27 protein-coding genes are annotated in these 26314 nt (G+C 30.6%); 14 read left to right on the forward strand and 13 right to left on the reverse strand.

Going from position 1 to position 26314, the window contains the following annotated elements; all coding sequences use genetic code 11:
• Positions 1-265 precede the first annotated feature (265 nt).
• Positions 266-706: a helix-turn-helix domain-containing protein gene (locus GQS58_RS16285; protein WP_166387861.1), complete on the forward strand. Its 441-nt coding sequence runs from the start codon at positions 266-268 to the stop codon at positions 704-706.
• A 329-nt stretch (positions 707-1035) separates the two neighbouring features.
• Here GQS58_RS16285 and GQS58_RS16290 read toward each other — a convergent pair whose 3' ends face one another.
• Entirely contained in the window at positions 1036-1455 is a 420-nt protein-coding gene (locus tag GQS58_RS16290; RefSeq protein WP_166387863.1) for a winged helix-turn-helix transcriptional regulator, read from the reverse strand.
• A 91-nt stretch (positions 1456-1546) separates the two neighbouring features.
• Here GQS58_RS16290 and GQS58_RS16295 point away from each other — a divergent pair, with 91 nt between their 5' ends.
• The 4 genes from GQS58_RS16295 (at position 1547) to hemG (ending at position 5112) form a co-directional block, all read left to right on the forward strand.
• Entirely contained in the window at positions 1547-2239 is a 693-nt protein-coding gene (locus tag GQS58_RS16295; RefSeq protein WP_166387865.1) for a hypothetical protein, read from the forward strand.
• Between the two features lie 11 nt (positions 2240-2250).
• A complete protein-coding gene (locus GQS58_RS16300; RefSeq protein ID WP_166387867.1) occupies positions 2251-3048 on the forward strand; it encodes a hypothetical protein in 798 nt (265 codons plus the stop codon).
• A 582-nt stretch (positions 3049-3630) separates the two neighbouring features.
• Positions 3631-4320, forward strand: coding sequence for a metallophosphoesterase family protein (locus tag GQS58_RS16305; protein ID WP_166387869.1), 690 nt, complete (start codon positions 3631-3633; stop codon positions 4318-4320).
• Positions 4321-4560: 240 nt separating this feature from the next.
• Complete coding sequence (hemG, locus tag GQS58_RS16310) at positions 4561-5112, forward strand: menaquinone-dependent protoporphyrinogen IX dehydrogenase (RefSeq protein WP_166387871.1); 552 nt, start codon at positions 4561-4563, stop codon at positions 5110-5112.
• A 36-nt stretch (positions 5113-5148) separates the two neighbouring features.
• On the opposite strand, the gene GQS58_RS16315 is transcribed toward hemG, so the two are convergent.
• The 5 genes from GQS58_RS16315 to GQS58_RS16335 all read right to left on the reverse strand — a co-directional run bounded on the left by GQS58_RS16315 (position 5149) and on the right by GQS58_RS16335 (position 8960).
• A complete protein-coding gene (locus tag GQS58_RS16315; RefSeq protein ID WP_166387873.1) occupies positions 5149-7212 on the reverse strand; it encodes a hypothetical protein in 2064 nt (687 codons plus the stop codon).
• A gap of 287 nt (positions 7213-7499) precedes the next feature.
• Positions 7500-7904, reverse strand: a complete 405-nt coding sequence (locus GQS58_RS16320; protein ID WP_166387875.1) for an acyl-CoA thioesterase — start codon at positions 7902-7904, stop codon at positions 7500-7502.
• A 79-nt stretch (positions 7905-7983) separates the two neighbouring features.
• Entirely contained in the window at positions 7984-8373 is a 390-nt protein-coding gene (locus GQS58_RS16325; protein WP_165733862.1) for a NifB/NifX family molybdenum-iron cluster-binding protein, read from the reverse strand.
• Complete coding sequence (locus GQS58_RS16330; RefSeq protein ID WP_166387877.1) at positions 8370-8549, reverse strand: DUF5320 domain-containing protein; 180 nt, start codon at positions 8547-8549, stop codon at positions 8370-8372. The genes GQS58_RS16325 and GQS58_RS16330 overlap by 4 nt, the downstream gene beginning before the upstream one ends.
• Before the next feature lie 3 nt (positions 8550-8552).
• Positions 8553-8960 carry a DUF134 domain-containing protein gene (locus GQS58_RS16335; RefSeq protein WP_166387879.1) on the reverse strand — a complete coding sequence of 136 codons (408 nt, stop codon included), beginning with the start codon at positions 8958-8960 and terminating at the stop codon, positions 8553-8555.
• A gap of 155 nt (positions 8961-9115) precedes the next feature.
• Between GQS58_RS16335 and GQS58_RS16340 the strand changes: the two genes are divergently transcribed.
• Together GQS58_RS16340 and GQS58_RS16345 are read left to right on the forward strand one after the other, a co-directional pair.
• Positions 9116-10075, forward strand: a complete 960-nt coding sequence (locus GQS58_RS16340) for an L-threonylcarbamoyladenylate synthase (RefSeq protein ID WP_166387881.1) — start codon at positions 9116-9118, stop codon at positions 10073-10075.
• A 17-nt stretch (positions 10076-10092) separates the two neighbouring features.
• On the forward strand, positions 10093-11763 hold the full coding sequence (locus tag GQS58_RS16345) for an RluA family pseudouridine synthase (protein ID WP_166387883.1): 1671 nt from the start codon (positions 10093-10095) through the stop codon (positions 11761-11763).
• Here GQS58_RS16345 and GQS58_RS16350 read toward each other — a convergent pair.
• The gene (locus tag GQS58_RS16350; protein WP_166387885.1) at positions 11760-12296 is read right to left on the reverse strand and encodes a hypothetical protein; all 537 of its coding nucleotides are present in this window, start codon (positions 12294-12296) and stop codon (positions 11760-11762) included. The two genes, GQS58_RS16345 and GQS58_RS16350, sit on opposite strands and share 4 nt — an antisense overlap.
• A 281-nt stretch (positions 12297-12577) precedes the next feature.
• Entirely contained in the window at positions 12578-13204 is a 627-nt protein-coding gene (gene aat / locus GQS58_RS16355; protein ID WP_166387887.1) for a leucyl/phenylalanyl-tRNA--protein transferase, read from the reverse strand.
• 123 nt (positions 13205-13327) lie between these two features.
• On the opposite strand from aat, the gene GQS58_RS16360 reads away from it, so the two are divergent.
• Together GQS58_RS16360 and GQS58_RS16365 are read left to right on the forward strand one after the other, a co-directional pair.
• Complete coding sequence (locus GQS58_RS16360; RefSeq protein ID WP_166387889.1) at positions 13328-13951, forward strand: YqaA family protein; 624 nt, start codon at positions 13328-13330, stop codon at positions 13949-13951.
• Positions 13952-13981: 30 nt separating this feature from the next.
• Entirely contained in the window at positions 13982-14227 is a 246-nt protein-coding gene (locus tag GQS58_RS16365; protein WP_166387891.1) for a DUF1456 family protein, read from the forward strand.
• 152 nt (positions 14228-14379) lie between these two features.
• On the opposite strand, the gene GQS58_RS16370 is transcribed toward GQS58_RS16365, so the two are convergent.
• On the reverse strand, positions 14380-14748 hold the full coding sequence (locus GQS58_RS16370) for a DUF3127 domain-containing protein (RefSeq protein ID WP_068449396.1): 369 nt from the start codon (positions 14746-14748) through the stop codon (positions 14380-14382).
• Positions 14749-14753: 5 nt separating this feature from the next.
• Complete coding sequence (locus GQS58_RS16375; RefSeq protein ID WP_166387893.1) at positions 14754-15614, reverse strand: flavin reductase family protein; 861 nt, start codon at positions 15612-15614, stop codon at positions 14754-14756.
• Positions 15615-15809: 195 nt separating this feature from the next.
• Here GQS58_RS16375 and GQS58_RS16380 point away from each other — a divergent pair, with 195 nt between their 5' ends.
• Together GQS58_RS16380 and GQS58_RS16385 are read left to right on the forward strand one after the other, a co-directional pair.
• Positions 15810-16961, forward strand: a complete 1152-nt coding sequence (locus GQS58_RS16380; RefSeq protein ID WP_166387895.1) for a sensor histidine kinase — start codon at positions 15810-15812, stop codon at positions 16959-16961.
• A gap of 270 nt (positions 16962-17231) precedes the next feature.
• Complete coding sequence (locus tag GQS58_RS16385; protein ID WP_166387897.1) at positions 17232-22031, forward strand: T9SS type A sorting domain-containing protein; 4800 nt, start codon at positions 17232-17234, stop codon at positions 22029-22031.
• Positions 22032-22236: 205 nt separating this feature from the next.
• On the opposite strand, the gene GQS58_RS16390 is transcribed toward GQS58_RS16385, so the two are convergent.
• From GQS58_RS16390 to greA, 3 genes are all read right to left on the reverse strand, one after another.
• Positions 22237-22572, reverse strand: a complete 336-nt coding sequence (locus tag GQS58_RS16390) for a hypothetical protein (RefSeq protein ID WP_165733874.1) — start codon at positions 22570-22572, stop codon at positions 22237-22239.
• Positions 22573-22594: 22 nt separating this feature from the next.
• Positions 22595-22984, reverse strand: coding sequence for an HIT family protein (locus GQS58_RS16395; RefSeq protein ID WP_165733875.1), 390 nt, complete (start codon positions 22982-22984; stop codon positions 22595-22597).
• Between the two features lie 290 nt (positions 22985-23274).
• Entirely contained in the window at positions 23275-23748 is a 474-nt protein-coding gene (gene greA, locus GQS58_RS16400) for a transcription elongation factor GreA (RefSeq protein WP_068449307.1), read from the reverse strand.
• A 194-nt stretch (positions 23749-23942) separates the two neighbouring features.
• Here greA and GQS58_RS16405 point away from each other — a divergent pair, with 194 nt between their 5' ends.
• The 3 genes from GQS58_RS16405 (at position 23943) to purE (ending at position 26153) form a co-directional block, all read left to right on the forward strand.
• Positions 23943-24368 carry a phosphoribosylaminoimidazole carboxylase gene (locus tag GQS58_RS16405; protein WP_166387899.1) on the forward strand — a complete coding sequence of 142 codons (426 nt, stop codon included), beginning with the start codon at positions 23943-23945 and terminating at the stop codon, positions 24366-24368.
• A 53-nt stretch (positions 24369-24421) separates the two neighbouring features.
• Positions 24422-25579, forward strand: a complete 1158-nt coding sequence (locus tag GQS58_RS16410; RefSeq protein WP_166387901.1) for a 5-(carboxyamino)imidazole ribonucleotide synthase — start codon at positions 24422-24424, stop codon at positions 25577-25579.
• Positions 25580-25673: 94 nt separating this feature from the next.
• Positions 25674-26153 carry a 5-(carboxyamino)imidazole ribonucleotide mutase gene (gene purE, locus GQS58_RS16415; protein ID WP_165733879.1) on the forward strand — a complete coding sequence of 160 codons (480 nt, stop codon included), beginning with the start codon at positions 25674-25676 and terminating at the stop codon, positions 26151-26153.
• Positions 26154-26314: the final 161 nt, after the last annotated feature.

Raw genomic sequence — 26314 nt, forward strand, 5'->3', positions numbered from 1 at the left:
CCTTATTCCTCTCTTTTGTGCTTTCTTATTATATGTCTTAAATTTAGTGTTTTTATTAAAATGCTAACTTAAGCCGTGTATAATTAATTACTTGGTCACTGCCAACTTACGAACATTCCTGCGGAATATTCTATCTGTGATTTATTTGCTAAATTAGTTGCTTAACCACGCAACTAATCATACACAAGACCGTTATATACCATTACCAAAATGAAGCGTCCTGAAATAGGTTGACTAAAAATTAAACATTTAATTATAGTCACTTATGAAAACACAAAAAGAACACTGGCGAAAAAAAAGCTACCAAAAAGTAACACTTGAACTCAAATTATCTGTCGTTGACCAAATTCAAAATGGTCAGATTTCCACTAACTTTGCTTCCAAAAAATATGAGGTTCCAAGGACGACAATTGGGTATTGGATCAAAAAATATAGTACTTTAGTCCAACAAAACACAGGTATGAGTAAATTAGATGAAATTAAAAAACTAAAGGAACGTATTGAAGAACTGGAGTTTGTAAAGGACTTTCAGCAAGATATTATTGCAGATATGGAAATCATTACTGGCGTCGATTTGTCAAAAAAGTCGTTACCAAAAACATTAGCGAAAGAGATAGAACTAAAAAAGAAAAACCGTTTAAAAGAAAATGGTTCTATCAGTGTTTTGGGTTTAGTAAACAAGCCTCTTACAAAAGAGAAAAAGTAAAACAATGTAAAGCTATAAACGACACTAAAATAATTAAGTTGGTCAAAGAATATCGTAAAAAAGTAAGCTCTAGGACTGGCGGTAAAAAACTCTATAAAGAACTTAAAAATCGGTAGAGATAAATTTTTTGATGTATTAAGACTGTATAATTTACTCGTACCTAAACTCAAAAACCTCATAACTACCACAAACTATAATCATCTATTTAAAAAATATAAAAACCTCATTCAAAACAAAATACCTACTAGACCCGAACAACTTTGGGTCAGTGATATTACATACATTAAAACAGAAAAAGGACACAACTATTTAGCAATTAAATCCAAGCATTATTGAAAATTAAGTAACATAGAATTATAACGATCTTCAACTGTTTTAATAACATAAGACTTATCTAAATTTAAACCCTCTATATTCTTTATTTCATTAAATTCTCGCATATTAGCATCACCCCACAAACTGAATTCTATAATTATTGGAGTTAAACGAATTCCTTTTTCTGTTAACAAATAAATATTTTCTTTTTTGTTTTCAGGTATTTTTGTCTTGGATATTAATTTAAAAGATTCCAACAATTTTAAGCGTGCAGACAAAATACTTGGCGCAATACTCTCGTCTGAATCAGATATTTCTTTGAACGTCTTTTTATGTTTAATTAACATATCTCGTATAATTAACAAAGACCATTTATCTCCTACAATATCTAATGTAGAAGAGATTGGACAGCCAGAACGAAATTCTTTTTTCATTTTTTTTACAGATTATTACTATCAATTCGAAAGTAATTATTACTTTTGCTTTCAATTCAGTAGCAAAAATACAAAAATTTAAACAAGAATTATGTTAGCAGGACATTTTACAACCGCATTAATAGCTAAGCAAAAGTTCCCAAAAGGAGCTTTCCTTTATTTTTTAATCATATCACAATTACAAGATTTATTGTGGTTTACATTCCATTATTTAGGACTTGAAGTTACTGCACCAAGTGATGCTTTTGATGCCACTTTAAGTAACATGGCTGTTGATATGTTATATAGTCATGATTTAGCACCTTTATTATTCTGGCTAGCTATTGCATTTGTAATTGGAAAATTATTATTTAAAAGCACGCAAATAGGATTAGTAAGTATGGCTTTAGTATTAGTACACTTTGTATTAGATTTCTTTTCTGGCCACATGCATCATCTATTTGGAGCAGGTACAATGGACGCTGGTCTTGGCTTGTATGCTTCTAACGTATATTTAGCAATTTTTATAGAAGTAACATTCATCATTGTATCACTTTGGTATTTCTTTAGAGGAGAGGCAAAAAAAGAAATTATACGAACTACTAAAAATAAAATTGCCATTATTTCTGTTTTTGCTTATGGAATTGTTTTTATGACACTAATTGCAACACACTCATTTAGAGATATTTTAGGTATTCCTGAATTTGATTTAGGTTTTAACACCAATATGCCTACTCTTATATTTACTTATGGAGCAATGCTTTATTGTTTAAATTCTTTTGTTCCGAAATACAAGGTTAAATAAAAAACAACACTATGATTGAAGGAATTATCAGCTTCATTAAAGAACTGAAAATCCGTAACGAATACTTATTTTATTTTGGTTTGTTATGTGTAATTCTTTCAATTGTATGTATCGTTCTAACCAAAACAACATCTGCACAGGTACATGGTGTAAATGCTTGGTTTAAGCCTTTCAAATTTGCAGCTTCAATAGGATTATATTCTTGGACTATGGCTTGGTATTGCCATTATCTGTCCGATTTTAATGTAACACCTTTTAATTGGACAGTAATTACATTGTTCGGCTTAGAGCTTATATATATTATTTTTCAAGCATCAAAAGGACAATTATCTCACTTCAATAATAGCACACCAACATATTCCCTTTTATATACATTAATGGGCTTAATAGCAGTACTTGTTACGCTATATACAGCATATATTGGTGTACTTTTTTTTACACAGTCTTTTACAAGTTTACCAACTTATTATGTTTGGTCAATTCGTTTGGGTATTTTAATTTTTGTTATTTTTTCATTCGAAGGAGGCTTAATGGGGTCTCGTATGAACCATAGTGTTGGAGCTATTAACGATAATTCTAATTGGTGGCTTGTGGGTTGGAGTAAAACTGTAGGCGATTTAAGAGTTTCTCACTTTATAGGAATGCATGCTTTACAAGTACTCCCATTGCTTTCTTTTTATATTTTTAAAAACACAAAAGCAACAATAGTTATTTCGGTACTTTACGGACTTCTTGCAACATCTACATTAGTTCAGGCCTTAAACGGCAAACCTATTATTTCTCAAAAGGAAGTAAAAGAATCGAAATAAATAACAGCAGACAACAATATAAAAAAACAATAATAGCTTAAGCTGTAGCGCTACCATTTTTATTTATCAATTAATCACATCTCCCTTAAACTAATTGATAGCACAACAATTTTTAATTTTCGACATTAAAAAATACTCGTCTTCAAATAAATTACAATCCATATTAATTTATTGACTTATGTCAAAAAGTTTGGCTTCAAATAATATTAATTTTGTTAATCGAAAAATTAAACATAATTCAAAATGGAATTAGCAGCATTAAACACAATACAAACAACTAGTAGTAACCGTTAGACAAAGCATTAATACATCTTTGAAATGGAAATGAGGTTATCTTAATTGATGAAAATAGAGAAAACAAAGGTAATTGGATCAAGTAGTTGTGCTAGAATTCTTACTTCAAAATTATCTGCTGTAAATTTGGTAATTGATAAAACTGCATCGAAAACCTTACATCAAAAATTCACATAACTTACAATCTATAGATTAAAAAAAATAAATTACTAAAATCTTAATGTTTATCAACAGTAAAAAAAAATTAATATAAACTTTAGATTACATGGTATAAAAACAAAAGTTATTATGGCAATTTATGCAATTGGAGATATACATGGTAGTATAAACGCATTAAAAACTATTTTTCAACAGGGTTTGATAAAAGAAAATGATAAAGTTGTTTTTCTTGGAGACTATATTGATAAGGGCCCTGATAGCAAAGGCGTTATTGATTGGTTAATTGAAAAAAACAAAACATTCGACTTCGAATTTATTCGTGGCAACCATGAGGTAATGATGACACTTGCCAAATCTTCCACCAAAATATTTAAGCATTGGCTAAACGATTATGGAGGATCACTTACATTAAACTCCTATAATATTGATGATACCCAAAGTTGGATGCATCAAATAGATAAAACGCTTTGGAATTTTATTGATTCTTGCTTACCTTATTTAGAAATTGGAGAATTTATTTTTGTGCATGCAGGACTTGAAAAAAACAAGCATTTAGAGGAACAAAATGAGCATTATTTATATCATAAGAAGTTTGAAAAACCAACAATTTATGACGCAAATAAAACAGTGATTTGCGGACATACTGCTCGGATAAATGGAAAAATAGCAGATTTTGGTCACACAATTTGTATTGATACTTTTGCACATGGTGGCATGTGGTTAACTTGTTTGAATGTTGAAACAGGCCAGTTTTTAAAAGCAAATAACAAAGGAGAAATAGAAGAAGGAAAATTAAAAAGAATGCATTTAATCTCTTAAATTGAATTTAGCTAGTTTTAGAAAACACGGTATTAAGGCACGTTTATCTTAAAAAAAACTAACAAAAACAGACTTCTTAAAAAGCCTTCTTTTTATAAAATGAATATAATAAAACTGATCTAAAATCTGTCTTTAAATGACTAAAAATGGACTGAATTTCGTAAATTAGTAGCTGTAAAAAAACAAGAACGTTTTGTTGTATGAAAGTAATCATTCAAAACAAAGTGACGAAATAATGTTATGGAAAGAAAGATAGGAATTATTTACTCTTCTATAGACGGACAGACTAAAAAAATTTGTAAAAAGCTAAGTGCTAATTTTAATAAAAATCAAATAAAAACAGCACTATTTTCAATTGAAAATTTTAATGGTAATTTATCTGAATTTCACACACTAATAATTGGAGCTAGTATTAGATATGGAAAACACAACAAACAAGTTTATGAATTTATCTTAAAAAACAAAGAGCATCTTAAAGAAATAAAAACGGCCTTTTTCTCAGTTAATTTAGTGGCAAGAAAAGAAGATAAAAACACCCCTTCTACAAATCCCTATCTAATTAAATTTATAAAAGAAATAAATTGGACTCCAGATTTCTTAGAAGTATTTGCAGGTAAATTAGATTATAAATCATATTCAATAATAGACAGAATTATGATTAAACTAATTATGAGATTAACGGATGGTCCTACAAAATCTAAAGAACCAATAGAATTTACCAATTGGCAAAAAGTAGACGATTTTAGTTTAAAAATAAATCAGAATTGCAAAAACAAACACATTACATTGTAAGTTTAACTACAAGGTAATGTGTTAATCAATTAAAAATTATTTTAATAATTCTGGAGTATTAAGAATCAATTCTATTTTTTTAATAATTACAGTAATTTGACTCATCTGCGCTTCTATATTTCTAAAATAAAGACTAATATCTCTATTTACCCAACTTTCTGAAATTACCCTAGCACCTAAGCTAATTCTTAAAACAGCACTTTGTATATTATCTTCATACTTAACGTTTACCGCCTGCCCAATATGACACTTTTGTGCCGCAAGCCTTATAATATCTAAAGATTCTCCTTCAAACTTATTAGAAAGGTCGGAGTTTAAAAGCGTGTATAATTTTTTTACATTCTCTACAGATAATACTTCTTTATTTTTAAGGATGAAAAAAGGAAAAATAGTACGAATATTTCTTATTCCAAATTCTTCATTACCTACATTTGGTTTATCACCATAAACAGGTTTTAAAAAGGCTGCGTCTTTTATAGAGTCTTCTATAAAATTACAAAACATCTCAATCCCCATATTTCTGTATAAAATAGGCGTTTTATAATATCTATCCATTTCTACTATAGCAGCATTCCAACGCATATAAGAACCATAATTAAATCCGTCCGATAATTCTTTAGAACAAAACCAATTAACTGGCCAATCAGAATGATTAAAATATTGCGTTAATCCTTTAGGCAACTTCTTTTTGGCATCAGTAATTTGCTGACTCACACATTCCGGAAAAATTAATGCTCCAGAATACGGAGGTCCTGTAAAATATTTACTTCCGGTAATACTAACAATATACCCCTTGTTTAAATAATTCTGAATGTCTGCAGGATCTAATCTTAACTGTGCAGCATCTATAATTACTTGTAGTGACACCTCTTTAAGATCATCTATCTCTTGCATCATTTTTACACTAGGAGATTGATAGCCTAATTTAGAATGATCCATTACATGCAATATCGCTTGTCTTCCTAATTTATAAGTTTCAGTAATGGCTTCTAAAACTTCTGCATCTAATTTTTCTGATGATTTTAATATTCCTTTTTCATCTCTAAACGGAATTTTAATTAAATCTACATCTCTAAAACCTTCCATTTTATCTCCCTTTTTAACGGGATAGTTCAAAGCTGTATTATTCTCGAAATGACATCCTTTTAAGGCTGCCGGAACTCCACTACCCGTTTCATCAGAAGCAACTAAAATATGCGTAATTTCTTTGTCGGTAACAATTTGACTAATAGCAGCTATTTGAAGTGATGAATCTGTGCCTGAAGGAGAAAAAATTATTTCGCAAGCATCATTTAAAGTAAAAATTTTTCTCAAATTACTTTTTAATAATTCAGAAAACTCAATGGCACTTTCTTTAAAACCGTTTTTTAAACTATTCTTAATTAAAATACTTCTAGCTTTATCTGTTTTATCAAAAGCAAAATTAGACACACTTGTTGCTGTAGAAGAGGCAAACGTAAAAGCTTCTGGTCTTGGAAATGGCCTACAACCATATTTATTTAACAAAGCTATTTCATCTATATTTAACCTAAAATCTCCACCATCCATTAATAAATACTCTGTAGGTTTTGCTAGATTATCAACAATTGGCTTCCAAGATTTTTCAAATATTTTATCTCCAGTATTTAATCCATGAAATGCTTCTAACTCTTCATGATTTAATAGAGATTCTGCATTTAAGCTATCATCACTTTTTATTAAGTTAATTAAAAAATAATCAACATTTTCTAACTTTTCTTTATCTTCTTTAGGTAATAATTTGTAGAATATTCTAGTTACTTCTAGCGCTGCAATATTACATAAAGAAGTGTCTTTTTTTTCGCCCTCTAAAGATTTATACCAAAGCTGCCATTCTATTCCGTATCGTAAATAAACTAAAGCTAAAACGGGGTTTCTTAAATACAACGCTCCAATGATTATTGATTTATTCGGAACAATTTTAAAAACTTTTGGTACTGTATTAGAAGTAATAATATTAATGTTATTTATTTTTGGTACCGTATTAAAACGCTTTAAAACATGAACTAGATAATTAATATTTTCTTTTTCAAATAAAGACGTTCTTTTATATTGATCTTCTATCGGTATATTATTTGTCATAAGTGCTTTATTTTAAACGTTTATTACAACGTCGTTTTCTCTAATGAGAATGTTTTACGGATTATTTAATCTGTAAATATTTAGTATTTTTTCAGTTGCAAAACTCTGAAAAAAAAGGGTTAATTAATCAATTACTTTGTTAATTTTTTATTTATATAAACTGTAATACCACAGAACTGTTTCAGTTTTTAACTCTGTATTATTAAATCAATTACAAAAAGAGACCGTATAGGTTTCTAACTAGAAATAATTAGCTTTTAAAATCAATTATTTTACACAGTTACATTTTAAAAATAAGTAGCTAATTTCTTTTCAATAAAACTTGGAATTCTTTTAGGCAAACGAGACTGAATATCTACAAAAACAACATCTAATTTAGCTTTACTTAGCAACTCCTTTTGTTCATTTGTCATTTCAAATTCAAAACTGAAACGAACCTTTGGCATTTCTTTGATAATTGTTTTTATGGTAATCAACTCGTCAAAATGAGCTGGTTTTCTGTATTTTATATCAAAAGAAATTACAGGTAACATTATTTGATTTTCCTCTAACTTAACTTCATCTAAACCTAATTTTCGCAATAATTCATTGCGTGCTTGATGACAATAAATTACATAATTGGCATGGTATACATAGCACATTTTATCGACTTCCCCATAACGAGGTCTTAATTGAAAAAGATCAGTTATCATAACAATTCTGTTCTGGTTTTTCAACATTAAGTTGATGCCTCATCTTACGCTTTTTAATCTTTAAATAATATAATAATTACTAATGATGACATGCGTGTGCATGACCTTTTTTATGTTTGTGATCATGACTTGCACAACTAACATCAGTATCAGAAATTTTTCCTTCAACAAATTCTAAAATTACGTCTGCAGATTTACCAGAACAACCGCGTACTACGCCAATACCAGCAACCACTAATTTACTCATTGCACTATCACCAATATTACCTGCCAACATAAATGTTACACACTCCTTTACTAAAACACTAACAATATTAGATTTACAACCACACTTACCATCCGACTCTAACAATTTTAAGTCTAAAATTTCATTTGTATTAGAAAAAGTATAGATTTCATAATACTTACATCTTCCAAAATGGTCTGCAACCTTGTTGTCTTTTGTTATTGGGATTGCTATTTTTTTCATAACGAATCAGTTATTTTTACTATTGTTCTCCTATTGTCTTTTTTACGTCTTCCTTTTCTAAAAGGCCTATTTTCTAGTGATTGATTAACATCGGATTTGTTTTTTCTACATTTCCCTAATTTCATTCCTGTTTTTGGTCCTAAACCTTGTGGACCATTGTTATCAAAATTCGGCATATTCTATTCATTTAGATTCACTAACTCATCTTTATCATTGTCAGGACAATCGCCACATGTTGTCGGATTTGTAACACCGTCAATTAATTTAAAACACGTTTTACATTTGTACCAATCTTTTTCAAATTCGAAGTTTCCGCCTTTAATAACAATCGATTTCCCCTCCACAAATCCTTTTGCAATTTTTTTTAAGGCACTGTTATAAATTCTAGTAAGCGTAGGTCTAGAAACCTCCATTTTTTCTGCCGCAGCATCCTGAGAAAGATTATCATAAATAACCAATTTTACCGCCTCATATTCTTCATACTGCATATCGACATGCTCCGTATCACAAAATCGAATTCCAAACGGTTTAAAACCCAGCATTTTTGGTGGATGATTTACTTTTCTTTTCTTATGAGGTCTAGGCATCTCTTAAATTTTACTCAAAGTTAATGAACCTACGTTCATAACAAAACAAAAACAGCATTAATTATCAAAAAAAAATAGAACTTTATTTCTTATCAAACGAACTAAACCTATTTGTGCTATTTTATAATTAAATTTGTGGTCTATAAGAATAATCAATGAGCATCATTTCTAAAGACATACAAAAGGCAATACAATTGTTAACCAACGAAGAGCTGGTAGCCATACCTACGGAAACCGTTTATGGTTTAGCAGGAAATATTTTTAGCGAAAAGGCAATAAAAAGCATTTTTTCGACTAAAAAGCGTCCGTTTTTTAATCCGTTAATTGTGCATATTTCTTCTGTTGATGCTTTAGAAGGAATCGTAACGCACATTCCTGAAAAAGCAAAGTTATTAGCAGCTGCTTTTTGGCCAGGATCTATGACTTTGGTCTTAAAAAAAGACAAAAATATTCCTGATATTATTACTGCAGGTAAAGATACAGTTGCCGTTCGTGTACCAAATCACCCGGTAACTTTAGAGTTATTAAGACAACTACCATTTCCTTTAGCAGCGCCAAGTGCCAATCCTTTTGGAAGCATAAGTCCTACAAAACCTGCACACGTAGAACGTTATTTTAAGCATGATATTCAGCAAGTTTTAGATGGAGGAGCTTGTACAAACGGAATAGAATCTACCATTATTGGTTTTATAAATGATGAACCAATTATATACCGATTAGGCGCCTTGGCTTTAGAAGATATTGAAGCAGTTGTTGGTAAAATTATCATTAAAAATAAAGAAGAAGTAAGTCCGGATGCTCCAGGCATGTTGGCAAGACATTATGCGCCTGCAACTCGTACTTTTTTGGTTGATGATATTGCGAATGAAGTTAAAAAGCATGTAGGTAAAAAAATTGGTGCGCTACCTTTTAAAAATTCTTTAAATGATGATTCTCTAACAGAAATTATTTTATCAGAAAAAGGATCTTTGCATGAAGCTGCTTCTAAATTATATGATTCTTTACACGAATTAGACCATCTAAAATTAGATGTAATTATTGCAGAACGATTTCCTGAGCATGGTTTAGGAAAATCTATTAACGACCGATTGCAACGTGCAACTTTTAGCCTTTAACTTGATATTTTTTTAATTTGACTTATTTCCAAAAATTTAAAGCAGATATTTCTAGCGCTGAACTTCCAGAAAAATTTACGTTTCCGTTTTATTATCAACCTCATCAGCTAGCAACCATTGCTACAAATGAATTGCAAGAATATTTAGAAAATCAGACAGATTTTAAACACAATTTTGGACTTACAGAAGAGGAAAACGAATTGCCAATCGGTAAAATGTTTGGGGTGTTGGTGGTTAAAAACCAACAAAATGAAATTGGTTATTTAGCTGCCTTTTCAGGAAAATTAGCTGATAAAAGTTTGCCAGAAAAATTTGTTCCGCCAGTTTTTAACATGAGAACAGAAGGAAGTTTCTATATTAAAGGTGAAAAAGAAATAGACCAAATAAACGCTCAATTATCTCTTGTAAAAAAGGATAAAAGTTATTTAAAACTAAAGAAAACCTTTTTTAAATTATCGAAAGAAATTGAAGAAGACTTAACACAGGAAAGGAAAAAATTAAAACTTCAGAAAAAGGATAGAAAGTCTAGAAAAACAAACGGACAAGCAACTTTAAACGAAGTTGATTTTAATAACCTCTACAAAGTATTAGTCCAAGAAAGTTTTAATGACCAATTTTATTACAAAGAACTAGTAGAATACTACGAAGATAAAATTGCAAAAAAAAGAACAGAATTAGCACTTTTTGAAGATAAAATTGCAGCCTTAAAAAAAGATAGAAAAGAAAAATCTAATTATTTACAACAAACTCTTTTTAGTAAATATGCTTTCTTAAATCATAAAAAAGAGAAACGAAACCTATTAAACATTTTTAATAATCCCGAAATTAAACCTCCTGCTGGTTCAGGTGAATGTTCAGCTCCTAAATTATTACAACACGCTTTTTTAAACGACTATACGCCTATTTGTATGGCCGAATTTTGGTGGGGAATTTCGCCAAACTCAGCAATTAGAAAACACAAAAACTTTTATCCTGCCTGCCAAGGTAGATGTAAACCTATTTTAACACACATGTTAGAGGGTATTGCTATGGATGAAAATTTATTGTTAGAAAATTTGGCAGAAAAACAGGTATTAGAAACCATTTATGAAGATGATGTTTTATTGGTTATAAATAAACCAACGGAGTTTTTATCTGTACCAGGAAAAGATATTTCCGACTCAGTATATACTCGTATTAAAGAAAAATATCCAGATGCAACAGGGCCATTAATTGTACATCGATTAGACATGTCTACTTCCGGAATTTTATTATTAACCAAAACAAAAGAAGCTAATAAAGTATTACAAAGTCAGTTTATAAACAGAACTGTAAAAAAGCGATACGTTGCTTTATTAGATGGAAACCTAACCGAAGAAAGTGGAAAAATAAAACTTCCTTTACGTGTAGATTTAGACGACAGACCCAAGCAATTAGTAGATTTTGTCCATGGGAAAAATGCAGAAACAGATTGGGAAATCATCAAAAGGGAAAATGGAAAAACGAGAGTTCACTTTTATCCAATTACAGGACGAACACATCAATTAAGAGTTCATGCTGCTCACATAAACGGATTAAACACCCCAATTGTTGGTGATGATTTGTATGGAAACAAAGAAAATAGGTTGCATTTACACGCAGAGTTTATAGAATTTTCGCACCCAACAACTCATAAAAAAATGAGTTTTACAGTAGTGCCAGATTTTTAGAAAAACGAAAATCCGATTCCTAAAGAAACACTATTTAACCTGTTATTTTCAAAACCAATGATTCCTTTTCTATGAAAGTCTAATCGAATAACAGTGTTCCATCTTTCTTCTCCTGCAACCTGTACACCTATCCCTAAACCAAAATAATTTCCATCAGGATAATTAGAAGAGGGCGTCCACATTTTCCCATATCTCGCTTCAACAAAAAAAGCATCATCATCCTTTTCTGTAATATTATATTTTAAACTTCCATACGTAGGAAAAGCACTTACGGCATAGTTCCAATGATAATCAAAACCTGAATTAAAAGCGATAGCCAATTTTCGCTTAAATTCATAACCAAAACCAACTCTAAAAAATAGTGCAGAAGGTATAATTAAAGGACCATTGTCATCATCCGGACCTATTTTATAATCTTCATTAACTCCTAAAGTAAAATTAACATCCCCTGTAAAAAAAGGTCTTCCAATTTTCTCTTGTGACGAAGATTGTAATGCACATAATAGTACAATTAATACGAGTGTTTTTTTCATAAAAAACTTTGATTGTTAAAACATCTACAATAATTATTCCAATCCCTCAATTCATAAAAATATTGATTAGTGTCCGATTATTTTTCTTGATAAACCTTTGTAAATAAGTAATTTTGCATACTTTTTAAATGACACTCTTGTTTTTTAATAATTTAATTAAGGAAAGATATACTAATTTTAGTTGAAATTAGATCTGTTTGTCAGGCAGTTAGAGCACCGTCTTGATTCTTGATTCTAAAAGCGAAGCGGTCTTATGTCTTTTATCGGACAATAATGAAAAACTAAGATTTTAAAATTTTAAGAAAGGAACTTCTATCAACCTCCCTTGCTCCCAAACTCGCTAAGTGATCATTATACATTTGGCAATCTATTAAAGTGTATTCTTTCTTTTTAGCGAGATGAATAAATGCCAATTTAGAAACATTAGAAACTTTACTAAACATACTTTCTCCACAGAAAATATTGTTAATCTCTAAACCATATAAACCACCTACTAATTGATTGTCTTGCCAAACTTCTATAGATTTTGCGATGCCTTTATGGTGTAAATTAATGTAAGCCTGCTCCATATCATCAGTAATCCAAGTACCAAAACCATCACTCCTTTCAATATTTTTACAGTTGTAAATTACTTCTCTAAACGCCTTATTTTCCGTGATGATAAATTCATTTTTCTGTATAATTTTTCGCATCGATTTAGACACTTTAATTTCACCAGGAAACAATACCATTCTTTCTAACGGACAATACCAAACAATAGGGTCTCCTTCCGAAAACCAAGGAAAAATTCCATTTTTGTAGGCACAAATTAACCGTTCATCAGATAAATCTCCACCTAAAGCGATAATTCCATCTTTTGTAGTTAATTCATAGGGAGGAAATTCAATTTTATCTGTAAGCCAAATCATAAAAATTTATTTGTTGCTAAATTAAGGAATTCATAAAAGAGTAGGAATATAAATTATTGTTCACTTTATAAAAATTAAGTCCTTATTTTTGTACTCTGTTTAAAGAAAAAGAGAAATCTAAAAATGGCAAAAAAAAGAAAACAAAAAACAAAAACGCATAGAGCAAAACTAATGCACTCCTATTTTCATAGAACGGGGTTCTATATGTTTATATGGGAGAGTTTAAAGAAAGCTTTCTGGCCAATTGTAATTGTTGTTGCATGTTTATTTCTTTTTAACGAATATGTATATAATATCAATGATGGATTGCACCATTTTACAGAAACGGTTTCTAGACTTACGGTTTTAATATTCTTTTTTGTTTCTGAAACCTTGTTAGGCCTAGTGCCTCCAGAAATTTTTATTGCGTGGTCTAAAAAAACACCTGACCCAATATTAAACTTAACAATTTTAGCTACATTATCATATTCTGGTGGTTTAGTTTCTTACTTTATAGGTAAAACTGCATTAAGAATTAAATCGGTTAAAGAATATTTAGAAGTAAAAATGGCTAAGAATTTAAAAAACACTCGCAAATGGGGTGGTATTTTAATTCTAGTAGGTGCTTTATTTCCATTGCCTTTTTCAATTGCTTGTATTGCTGCAGGAATGATAAAATACCCTTTTAATAAAGTTGTGTTTTTTGGTTTATTTCGTTTTATTAGATTTGCAATATATGCTTGGGCAATTTTTCAGGTTGTAGATTAAATTCAGATTAAAAATAATTATATTAGTATTATGGGATTAACAAATAATGACATTTTAAAAAAACTACGTGTAGCTCATAAATTACGCGATACAGATATTGTAGAAATTTGTGCTTTGGTAGATTTTACAGTAAGTAAAGCAGAATTAGGTGCCTTATTTAGAAGTGAAGAACACCCAAAATATGTAGAATGTCAAGATCAAATATTGCGTAACTTCTTAAACGGATTGGTTGTTCATTTACGAGGACCAATGCCTAAAAAAGGTGAAAAGAAATAAGTTTTTATTTTTTAGACTGCTTCGCTTTTAGACGCAAGAAACAAACTAACAAAAAATAAACAAACCTTTATAAAATATAAAAGAGAGATTTCAATAATGAAATCTCTCTTTTTATTTGTCTTGATTCTTAATGCTAAAAATCTTAATACTATTTAAAACGGTAAATCGTCTGGCTCTTCATCTGTAACTTTAGATGCAGGCTCAAATTGATCTACTGGAGGCAAATTACCACCTGCAGATGCTTGAGATAAGTTTTCTATTCTCCACCCAACTATTGAGTTAAAATATTTAGCTTCACCTTGTGGGTTAATCCACTCTCTACCTCTTAAATTGATAGATACTTTTACATCTTGCCCAACTTTGTAATTGTTTAATAAATCAGTTTTATCTTGTTGAAACTCGATATTAATCATTTGCGGATATTGATCATCTGTTGTAACCACTAATTCTCTTTTTTGAAATCCGTTTGATCCAAATGTTTGAACGTCTCCAATTAATTTTACTTTACCAATAACTTCCATAATTTCTAATTTAATAAAAGTACTTTCCAAGCACTTTCTACATCATTCTTTTTTAAATACTCTTGGGCAAATGTATGTTTTTTTGTGGTTTCTAGTCCAATAAACTCTAAATGATCTTTCTTAAAGTTATTAACATCTGCTTCTGTTGGCAATTGTTCTACATTGCCCAACATGCCTAAATTATTACCCGTTAACACGTTGCTATTTCTTATTTCTAAAGGTATTTTATCAACTCCAATGCCCAAAGTAGTAATTGGTTTTGGTATCTCAAAAAAACCATCTTTAGCCCTTGTGTAAAAATTACCTCCTGCTCTTGCCACCAAGTCTATTTTATGCTGATCTATGCTTCCGTCATCTCCTAAAACGTCTTCAGAAATATGTACTTTTACCACCTCGCAAATTATTAAATTTCCAGCTCCACCTTCATCACCCGTAAAAATAACATCATTTACTTTGCACTCTAATTGCACTGGAGATTCTGCTACTCTAAATGGTTTTATAAGATCTGAAGGCAACATGGTAAACCCTGCTTTTTCAAACTCATTTACACCTTGCGGATATTCTGTACTACTTAAAGACATTTGCTGTACCATGGCATAATTTACCACATTTATAACCACTTCTTTGGTAGCCAATACATTCTCTAACGTGTGTTTTGTAGTGTTATTTTTTACCCTTCTAGCAGGAGAAAAAATTAATATGGGTGGATTTGCTCCAAAAATATTAAAAAAACTAAAAGGGGATAAATTAGGGTTTCCATCTGCATCAACCGTACTAGCAAAAGCAATAGGTCTTGGAGCAATGGCGCCTAATAAATAACGATGTAATTTTTGGGTAGAAATCTCTTTTGGATTGATGGATAGCATACTTATAAATTTTATTAATTGCCATTTAGAGCACAACTAAAAAGTTTAACGAAGTCTTTATATCCGTTTGATACTTTTATCAAAATAAATTATTGATAAAAAGTAAATATGCTAACTGGCAAATATTATTTGCTTTGTAAAGATACTATCTAATCTTTAAATGAGTTATACAGAGGAAACCTTATATTTGTTTTGATGAACATTTTTTCTAATACCCTTTTATTTAAACGAATTACCATACTTGTTTCGTTTATTATTGTTTCTTTAATTTTATGGAACACCTACACTTTCTTTCAGAAATTTAAGCATGAAGAGCGTATAAAAATGGAAATTTTAGCAACTGCTCAAAAAGAAATTGCTAGCGACACCAACTTAGATGCTAATGTAGATTTGCCTTTAAAAATTATTGAGAATAACAACAATATTCCCATGATTCTGGTAAATGATAAAGGAGAAATAGAATATTTTCAGAATCTTGATTCTGTAAAAGCCTTAAACCCTAAATATCTAGAAAAGCAACTGATAGAAATGAAGGCAGAAAACCAACCGATTGAGGTTAGTTATAAAGGAAAAAATAAACAGTTTATTTATTATCGAAATTCAGATTTATTAAACAGATTAACGTATTATCCTATTGCATTAATTTTAATTTTATTTCTATTTGTAAGTGTTATTTATATGTTTTACAGCTCTAATAAAGTTGCGGAAACCAATAAACTTTGGACAGGTATGGCTAAGGAAACAGCGCATCAAATTGGTACGCCTTTGTCTTCTCTTTTAGGGTGGATTGCCATTTTAAAAATGGAAAAAGTAGATGATAAATATGTAGAAGAAATACAAAAAGATGTTAGCAGGTTAAACACTATTGCCAATCGTTTTTCTAAAATTGGCTCTACGCCAGAACTTGAAAAAGAAAATGTGGTTGCTATTACAAAACAAGCTTTCGATTATTTAGAGTCTAGAAGTTCTAAGCAAATTTCTTTCTCTTTTACAACTTCAGACACCGAAATCTACACCAATTTAAACACAGAATTATTTGGTTGGGTTATAGAAAACCTCATCAAAAATGCTATTGATGCTATGTTGGGTAAAGGTCAATTAGATCTAAACATAGAGAATACAACCAAGAAAGTAAAAATTACAGTTTCAGACACCGGAAAAGGAATGCCTAAAAAACTATTTAAACAGATTTTTAAACCAGGTTTTACCACAAAAAAACGTGGTTGGGGCTTAGGTTTATCACTTTCTAAACGTATTGTTTCTGATTATCATAAAGGAAAAATATTTGTGCAAAAATCTGAAATTGGAAAAGGAACTACTTTTGAGATTTCACTGAATAAAATTTAGTTTCTTCTTATACTAAAAAGAAACTACATACCATCCTTCCTCATAAAATAACGAAAATAATAGCTTTAAAACACCAATCACAGCTACTATTAGTCCTTTTTTAATCAGTAAAAATACCGTTTAAAGAAAGTAACTTGCTGTTCACCTTGCTTAACGAGGGGAATCAAATAATAATTTTCTATTTTTCTAGAGTACTTTTTATCTTTGTATAGCAACATGCTATTTTACAACACCTTACAAATGTTAAGTAAAATTTAAAAAGACCATCTAATGAAACATAATTTACATAAAATATTAATCTCCATAATTTTATTAACCTTCACACAAGTTGGTTATAGTCAATTAAGTGATTTACATATTCTTCCGCCATTAAAACAAGATGCTAACAATCAAGCAATCAAAGAACAAACCATCTATTTATCTACTCCAGAAACTTCAAGTTTCAATGTAAAAGTATATAAAGGTACTAGTACTACAGCACTTACAACCATATCATTATCAAAAGCAACTCCAAAAACCTACAACCCAGGTAATGGAGACAACAATATAACTCTAGTAACCAATGCCAATACAGGAATCATTTTATCTAACAGTGGTTTGCGTTTTGAATCTGAAAATGGAGAAAAATTTTATGTAAATTATAGAGGTAGATCTTCTTCACAAGCAGCCTCAATTACCTCTAAAGGTAGAGCTGCTTTAGGTCTAAAATTTAAATGGGGAGGCGCTCCTATTGAAGCAAATCATAAAACAATGAGTGCTACATTAGGTATTATGGCTACAGAAGACAATACCAAAATAAAAATAAGTGGTTATAATACAAATTGTAAATTTAGAGCCACAAATACGGTTGGCGGCATTACTGCTAACACCATAAACATTACACTAAACAAAGGACAGTCTTATGTACTTGAAGCTGCAAAAGACGCTACCACTGCCAATGTAGACGGATGGATTGGTGCCTCTATTGATGCAGACAAAGATATTGCCATTAGTAACGGAATGTTAAATTTTGGTGTAAACCCAAGTAGTGCAAGCAGAGATGCTGGAGCAGACCAACCTGTACCAGAAGACAAATTAGGAAAAGACTATGTTTTTGTGCGTGGTAACGGTGGTACAACGAATGAGTTTGTAATCATTATAGGAACCCAAGCAAACACAGAAATTTATGTAAATAATGAAACGACTCCTTTTGCTACCATAGGTATTGGAGAGTATGCAGAAATACCATCTTCTAAATATTCTGGCACTACATCTGGTAAAAACATGTTTGTATCTTCAACAAAAAATGTATATGCTTACCAAGTACTTTCAGGTAGTTCATCTATTATTACAGTAAGTTTAAATTTTGTTGCTCCCGTAAATTGTTTATTGCCTGACACAATGGATTATATTTCTAATATAGAAGATATCTCTGGAATTACAGCATCAGGTGGTTTATACATTGTAGCATCAACAACCACAGCCAATTCAGACATTATTGTTACCAATGACAACAATGTAGTTGCTTTACCTTCTGCGGAAACTGTATCAGGTACATCAGAATGGAAAACGTTTTATATTACAGGACTAACAGGAAATGTGTCTGTAAACTCTACAGGACCAATAGCCGTAGGATTTTTAGGGTTTAATGGAGCAAGAGGTATTGCTGGTTATTTTTCTGGTTTTGATACCGTACCTGTTACCGAATTAGCTATAACCGGTGGAGGCTGTTTGCCAGATGGAACCATTGAAGTAGTAACTAAAAATTTTGAATCTTACCAATGGTATGATAATGGGGTTTTAATGCCTGGTGAAACCAATGCTACTTACACCCCAACAACATCTGGAGATTATTATGTACGTGTTTCTAAAGGAGGTTGCACCTATGATTCTCAACCAATTTCTGCTTATTATTGTAACCCAGATATCATTGTTAACAAAACTGCTGACAAGACTGAAGTTATGGAAGGAGAAAATATTACTTTTAAAATTATAGTAGAAAGTAAAGGTGTTAATCCTGTTACAAATATTAATATTTCTGATGTAATGCCTAATGGATTAACAGTTGTTAATGCAAGCCCAAGTACTGGTTCTTGGACAACTCCTAATTGGACATTAGGAAATCTTACAAGTGGCCAAGTAGAAACCATTACAATTGTTGCAAAAGTAGATCCAATGACGGGTATTAACGCTACTGTTGCTAAAACAAATACAGCTACAAACACGCAAGACCAAACAGATGCCAATATTACAAGTGATTCTCCTTCTGTTTCTTTTAACATTTTAAGAGATTATGATGGAGACGGTATCGCAGATATTAATGATATTGATGATGATAACGATGGTATTTTAGACACAACTGAAGGAAATAATGACACAGATAACGACGGCATACCAAATCAATTAGATTTAGATTCTGATGGCGATGGTTGTCCAGATACTATAGAAGCTCGTGTGCCTACAGTATTAGAAAGTGCAATTGTAACTAATGGAAATGGTACAAATAACACCAATAATACAATTGCCAATATTACAGACGCAATAATAAACATTACAAATAATCCTGTTGGAGATAATGGATTAGCGGCTAGCTTAGAAACTAATGATAATACTACAACCTCTATAAACTATACATCAACCTACAATACGTATGCGTTAGATAAAAACACAAATGTCTGTGGGGTTGCTATGATTACACAAGTGTACCAAACAGCCACGGAACGTTGGATAGAAATTACCAATAAAGACACCCAAAATATCGTTGCACCAAATACAGCAATTATTGCACTCTTTAAAAACACTTCTGGAGATCAAACAGGTAATACTCCTACTGCTTTTACCTCTAATACGAGTATTATTAACCCAGGAGAATCTATACTAATATCTGCAGGAACTGTTTCTAATAAGCTTTCCACAGTATTAGAAATTGTAAATACAAATGTTACCAATTTTGATACTGCAAATGATATTATAGCTGTAACAAGAACTTCTGATGATAATGCTTGGGCAACAAGAATTGATGTTATAGCAACTATAGAAGACAATACAAGTTATGTTCGTATTGATGAAGTTTCTAAACCAAATAAAACTGCAGATACAACAGAATGGGTCGCTTTTATTAACGATGCTATTATTACTTATTCAGACGAAGCGAATGATAACGCTACAGAACGTCATGCACACGATCCTTTATTATCGGAAATAGCTACAGCAAATGATGAAGCTAATATAAAACCTGGTTTACATAGATTCCAATTCACAGACAGAACTACCGTATTAGGCAATAGTGTTTGGACAAACGGATACCCAGATAGGTCTAGAAATGTAAAAGTTTCTGAAGATTATAATCATATCGGTAAGTTAAGTGCTAGAAAATTAGAAGTTAAAGAGAGTAGTATTTTTACAGTTACAGACAACCTATTAGTTGTTACTAATGAAATAATTATTAAAGATACAAATGATGAAATACGTTTAATTAGTACAGACAACACTAATAAGGCACAGTTAATTCAAACGCATAAGACAACCTCTAAAGTTACTGGTAATGGTAAATTATTAGTAGACCAAAACTCTACAATATCAAGTAAATATAGATATAACTATTTAAGCTCTCCTGTACGTACGCTTAATGCTACAACATTTACTATAGAAGATGTTTTAAAAGACGGTACAATACCAACCTCTGCAACTTCTGCAATTACAGACATTAATTTTGTGAGTGGGTATGATGGCAATACTACATCTCCTATTTCTATAGCAGGTTATTGGGTATACACATATACAACAGGATCTAACGGAAGATCTGGTTGGACTCACAAATACAAAGGTGGAAACATTTCACAAACAGATGGATTTACCTTTAAAGGATCTGGTGCTGCGCAAAACTATACTTTTGTAGGTACGCCTAAAGACGGTGAATTAACAACTTATATTAGTGCTGGAGATTCTTATTTAGTTGGTAATCCTTATGCATCTGCAATAAGTGCTAAAAAGTTTATCGAAGATAATTTAGAAGTTACTAACGGTAGTTTATATTTTTGGGAGCATGTAGGAGAAGAAAGTTCTACAAATGGTTCTGAAGGCCATAATTATGGCGGATATGTTGGTGGATATGCTGTTAGAAACTTATCTGGAGGCGTTGCTGCAAACAGTGTAGTTGACAATAATAACAGTAATAATGGCACACCTACTTTGGGTAATGGATCTTATACAGAGCCAAAATCTTTTATAGCAATCGGACAAGGATTTTTTATAGAAGGAGACGATGTACTCTCTGGACCTATTGTTTTTAACAACAGCCAAAGAGAATATGTACAAGAAGGAACAAATTCTCATTTCTTTAAAAGTGAAAACAGAAAATCAAAAGCTAAAACAAGCTTTACAAATACATTGCCAATTATTAAATTAGGAATGAGTTATACTGATGACAATAACGTCAGTTTACATAGACAATTAGCTATTTCATTTAAAAACAATAATTCTTTTGACTTTGATAAAGGATACGATACTGAAATTTATGATGTAGGAACTACAGATATCTATTGGAAATTTCCTAATACTAATGAAAAATATGTAATTACTGGTGTACAAAGTATTTCTGAAGAACTAGAAATTCCTTTAGAGTTGATTATTTCTAAAGACGGACAAGTAACAATTAGCTTAGATGAATGGAATGAAATTGACAGAAACATCTACATAACAGATAAATTAACAAGAACATCTTATTTACTTAATAATGAAAGTATTGTTTTAACACTTGCAAAAGGAACCTACAAAGACCGTTTTGTACTTGCTTTTTCTGAAATTATTAAAAGCAAAGTATTAGGTATAGAAGATGCAATTTTAGAGAACAACGTTTCTATTTACTTAGATAATAACGCTAAAGAAATTGTAATAAACAACAACAGTAATTTAGATTTAAAAAAGATAACTCTATTTAATATACTTGGTCAAGAAGTGGCACAATGGAGCAATATTGAAACTGCAAATAAAGAAAGTAGATTAAAAGTTAATACTCTTTCTAAAGCTATTTACATTGTAAATATTGATACAGAAAATGGAAGAGTTACTAAAAAAATAGCAGTAGAATAATTTATTTTTAGGAAATAAAAACTAATTTCTAAACATTAAAAAGCCTACTATAAATAATAGTAGGCTTTTTAATTAGAAGCTATTTCCCGCTTTCTCTACTCGCTTTTATTGCCAAAAAAAATGGCAATAAAGAGCTCAAACAGACCGTTCAATCAGGGCTAAACTTGTTTGCCAACTAATTATTTGTAATTTATACAGTATAGTTTTAAAGCAAGAAATCTAATATTTTATAAATACCAAAACCTAAAATCATTCCTATTAACATCCAATAAAAACGTTGTTTTTTGTCTGTTTTTACAATTCGCTTATCTAACAATTCTTCATTATTTTTCAATTCAAGTATAATTTCTTTTTTATCGAATTGTTTATAATTTGATTCTAATGTTAAATCGCTATATTTTAGTTTTACTTTATGCTTAATTCCAGAAAAAGAGAACTTCTTAGATATTATTTTTCCATTTAACAAAACACTTTCAACTCCAAAGAAAGAATTTAAAAACTCAATTTTATTAGATTCTATATTAAATTCAGCGTATTTCATTTTTAGTTAGAGTTATTAGTTTTTATTCAAATTTAGATAAAATACTTGCCGCCAAAGCAACAAACTCTTCATTTGTTAATTTTACTTTTTGATTAAATTGCATGTCTGCCATTGCATTTGTTGGCACTAAATGTACGTGTACATGAGGCACTTCTAAACCAATAACACTCATACAAACTCTTTTACAAGAAACTGCTTTTTCTAAAGCTTCTGCAACTCGGTAAGAAAAATCCATCAAGCTTAAATAATCTTCTTTAGATAAATCAAACAACTTGTTTTCTTCTTTTTTAGGAACTACCAACGTATGCCCTTTTGCATTTGGGTTAATATCTAAAAAAGCAATATAATTATCGTCTTCTGCTACTTTGTAACAAGGAATTTCTCCTTCTATGATTTTTGTAAAAATGCTCATTTTTTTATGGAATTGATTTATAAATTAGACCTCGACTGCGCTCAATCTGACAAACAGTAGTAAAGGTAAAAAAAGAATTCGGGTTTTAGCATTGCCAAAACCCGAATTTATAATTTTAAACTTGTATAAAAAGTCTATTTGTTTTAAGAAATCTTAAAAGCCTGCAAACAAGTCTAGCCCTAATTGAATCTTTCGACTTCGCTCAAGACAGGCTATTTGTTTGAGCTCTTTTTTACTTTTTTTAAGTAAAAAAAGCGAGTAGTGAAAGCAGGAAATAGCTTCTAAAAAAACTATCTAGAAATATTTACAATTTCGAATTTCATAATTCCGTTTGGTACTTTAATTTCTGCAACATCACCAACTTCTTTACCTAACAAACCTTTACCTATTGGTGAGTTTACAGACAGTTTACCGTTTCTAACATCGGTTTCTGAATCTGCAACCAACGTATAAGAAAACTCCATTTTGTTAGCTACATTTTTTATCTTCACAATAGAATGAATCAATACTTTAGAAGTATCTAATTGAGATTCATCTATAATTCTTGCACTAGAAATAACGTTCTTTAATTTGGCTATTTTAAATTCTAAATGAGATTGTTCTTCTTTTGCTGCATGATATTCTGCATTTTCACTTAAATCTCCTTTATCTCGTGCATCTGCAATTTCTGTAGTTACTCGTGGGCGCTCAACTTGTTCTAGTTGCACCAATTCATCTTTCAATTTCTTTAATCCTTCTGCTGAATAATAAGATATCTCGCTCATTTTTTTTTATTTTAATTTCTAACCTCAATTTAATAACTTCTTAAATTTATTAAAAACAAGTTGCTTTTACACTAAAAAAACCCAACATGGGTTTATATTAAAAAATCCCATTGCCCTAACAGGAATGAGATTGAATAACAAATATACAAAATATTTGTAACTTGCTAACGTTTTAAATAAAATGAAACTTTTGTATGATTAAAAAAATAGTATTATTCTGCTGCTTTTTAGCCTTTTTAAATTGCTCTACTAATGACAATTTAGACGGATGTATACAAGCTTTACCACTAAATCGTGTTACATATTTAACTAATCCAGAAGCATTAGACGTAAATGTACCAGGAGGCTATGTAGAGTTGAGTGGAGGCTCTAAAGGAATACTTTTAATGAATGTAAATGGAACTGAATTTGTAGCATATGACAAATTGTGTCCCGTTGGAGACTGCGATACACCTATGACTTTTAGTGGAACTTTTATTTTAAAATGCGAATGTGATGGCAGCGAATATGGTGTTGGAAGAAGTATTGGAGGTGCTCCACAAACGGAAGGTTTTATTTGCCCTGCAATAGAATACAAAGTTACAAAAGTCGGAACCGCTATTCGAATCAGTAATTATTAATAGGGTACTTTAGATAAGTTGCTTATTTTTGCCTAAACACAACAATTATCAACGTGAAAAACTATTATTCTTCAGATTTTAAATTAGGCGTTCTTGGTGGAGGTCAATTAGGTAGAATGCTTTTAGCAGAAACGCAAAAATTAGACATTCATACTTCTATTTTAGAAACGAATAAAAATGCACCTTGTGCAGAAATTTGCAACACGTTTGTGGTTGGAGATTTATTAGATTTTGATGCCGTTTACAACTTTGGTAAAACCGTAGATGTTTTAACTATTGAAATTGAAAATGTAAACTTAGATGCCTTAGATAAACTAGAAGATGAAGGTTTAACCATTTTTCCGAAACCGAAAGATTTACGCATTATACAGAGTAAAGCAAGACAGAAAAACTTTTATGTAGATCATGAAATTCCTACTGCAGATTTTTCTCATTTTGCACATTCAACTGAAATTAAACATTCTTATGAAAATAACACGATAGATTTTCCTTTTGTTTGGAAAGCTGCTCGTTTTGGTTATGATGGTACTGGTGTTAAAATTGTTAGAAATATAGAAGATTTAGACTCTTTGCCAAATGTTGAGTGTATTACTGAAAAACTGATTCCGTTTAAAAATGAATTGGCAGTAATTGTGGCAAGAAATGCAGATGGTGCAGTAAAAACCTATCCGGTTGTAGAAATGGAATTTCATCCAGAAGCAAACCAGGTTGAGTATGTAATCTGTCCTGCAAGAATAGATGCTCAAGTAGCAGAAAAAGCGAGAGAAATAGCTTTAAAAGTAGTAAGCGATTTAGATTTTGTTGGTTTGTTGGCTGTAGAAATGTTTCAGACAGTAGATGATAAGATCTTAGTAAATGAAGTAGCTCCAAGACCTCATAATTCTGGGCATTATTCTATTGAAGCAAGTTATACCAATCAATTTGAACAACACATACGCTCAATCTTAAATCTTCCATTAGGAAATACAGATAGTAAAGTTGCCGGAATTATGGTAAACTTAGTAGGTGAAGAAGGTTTTTCTGGTGATGTAATTTATGAAAACATAGAAGAAATTCTAAAAATTGATGGTGTTACGCCTCATATTTATGGAAAGAAAGAAACACATCCTTTTAGAAAAATGGGCCATGTTACTATTGTAAATAAAGATATTGAAGTTGCAAGAAAAGTAGCGCAAGAAGTAAAAGAAACAATTAGAGTAATCAGTAAATAATACGTTAATACGAGTGCAAACGAAGTAATCCTTGAATTAAAAAACAGATTGCTTCGTTATAAATGCCTCGCAATGACAGTACAAAATAAAAATTATGGTAGGAATAATAATGGGAAGCGATTCTGATCTTCCAATAATGCAAGAAGCAATTGACATTTTAGAGAGTTTTGATATTAAAATAGAAGTAGATATTGTGTCTGCTCACAGAACTCCAGAAAAATTGGTTGATTACTCTAAAAACGCACATAAAAGAGGTATTAAAGTAATTATTGCAGGTGCCGGTGGTGCTGCGCATTTACCAGGAATGGTAGCTTCTATGAGTCCGTTGCCAATAATTGGAGTTCCTGTAAAAAGTAGAAACTCTATTGATGGTTGGGATTCTGTTTTATCAATTTTACAAATGCCAGGTGGCGTACCAGTTGCAACCGTTGCTTTAGATGGTGCAAAAAATGCAGGTATTTTAGCAGCACAAATTATTGGTGCTTCAGATGAGCTTGTTTTAAATAAAATTATTGCTTACAAAGAAGAATTGAAACTGAAAGTTGAACAAGCTTCTGCTAGAGTTAGAAAATAATTCTTTTTTAAAATTAAAAAACTCAAAATTTATATAAATTTTGAGTTTTTTTATGCTACTAAAATAGACTAATTTGCAATTAATAGACACTATCCTAAAATCTGTGTAAGTTAAAAAACTCAGGGTTAAATTATTTATAGTTTAATCCTGTTTTCAAATAT

This window comes from Polaribacter sp. 11A2H (assembly GCF_011379025.1).
GTDB lineage: Bacteria > Bacteroidota > Bacteroidia > Flavobacteriales > Flavobacteriaceae > Polaribacter.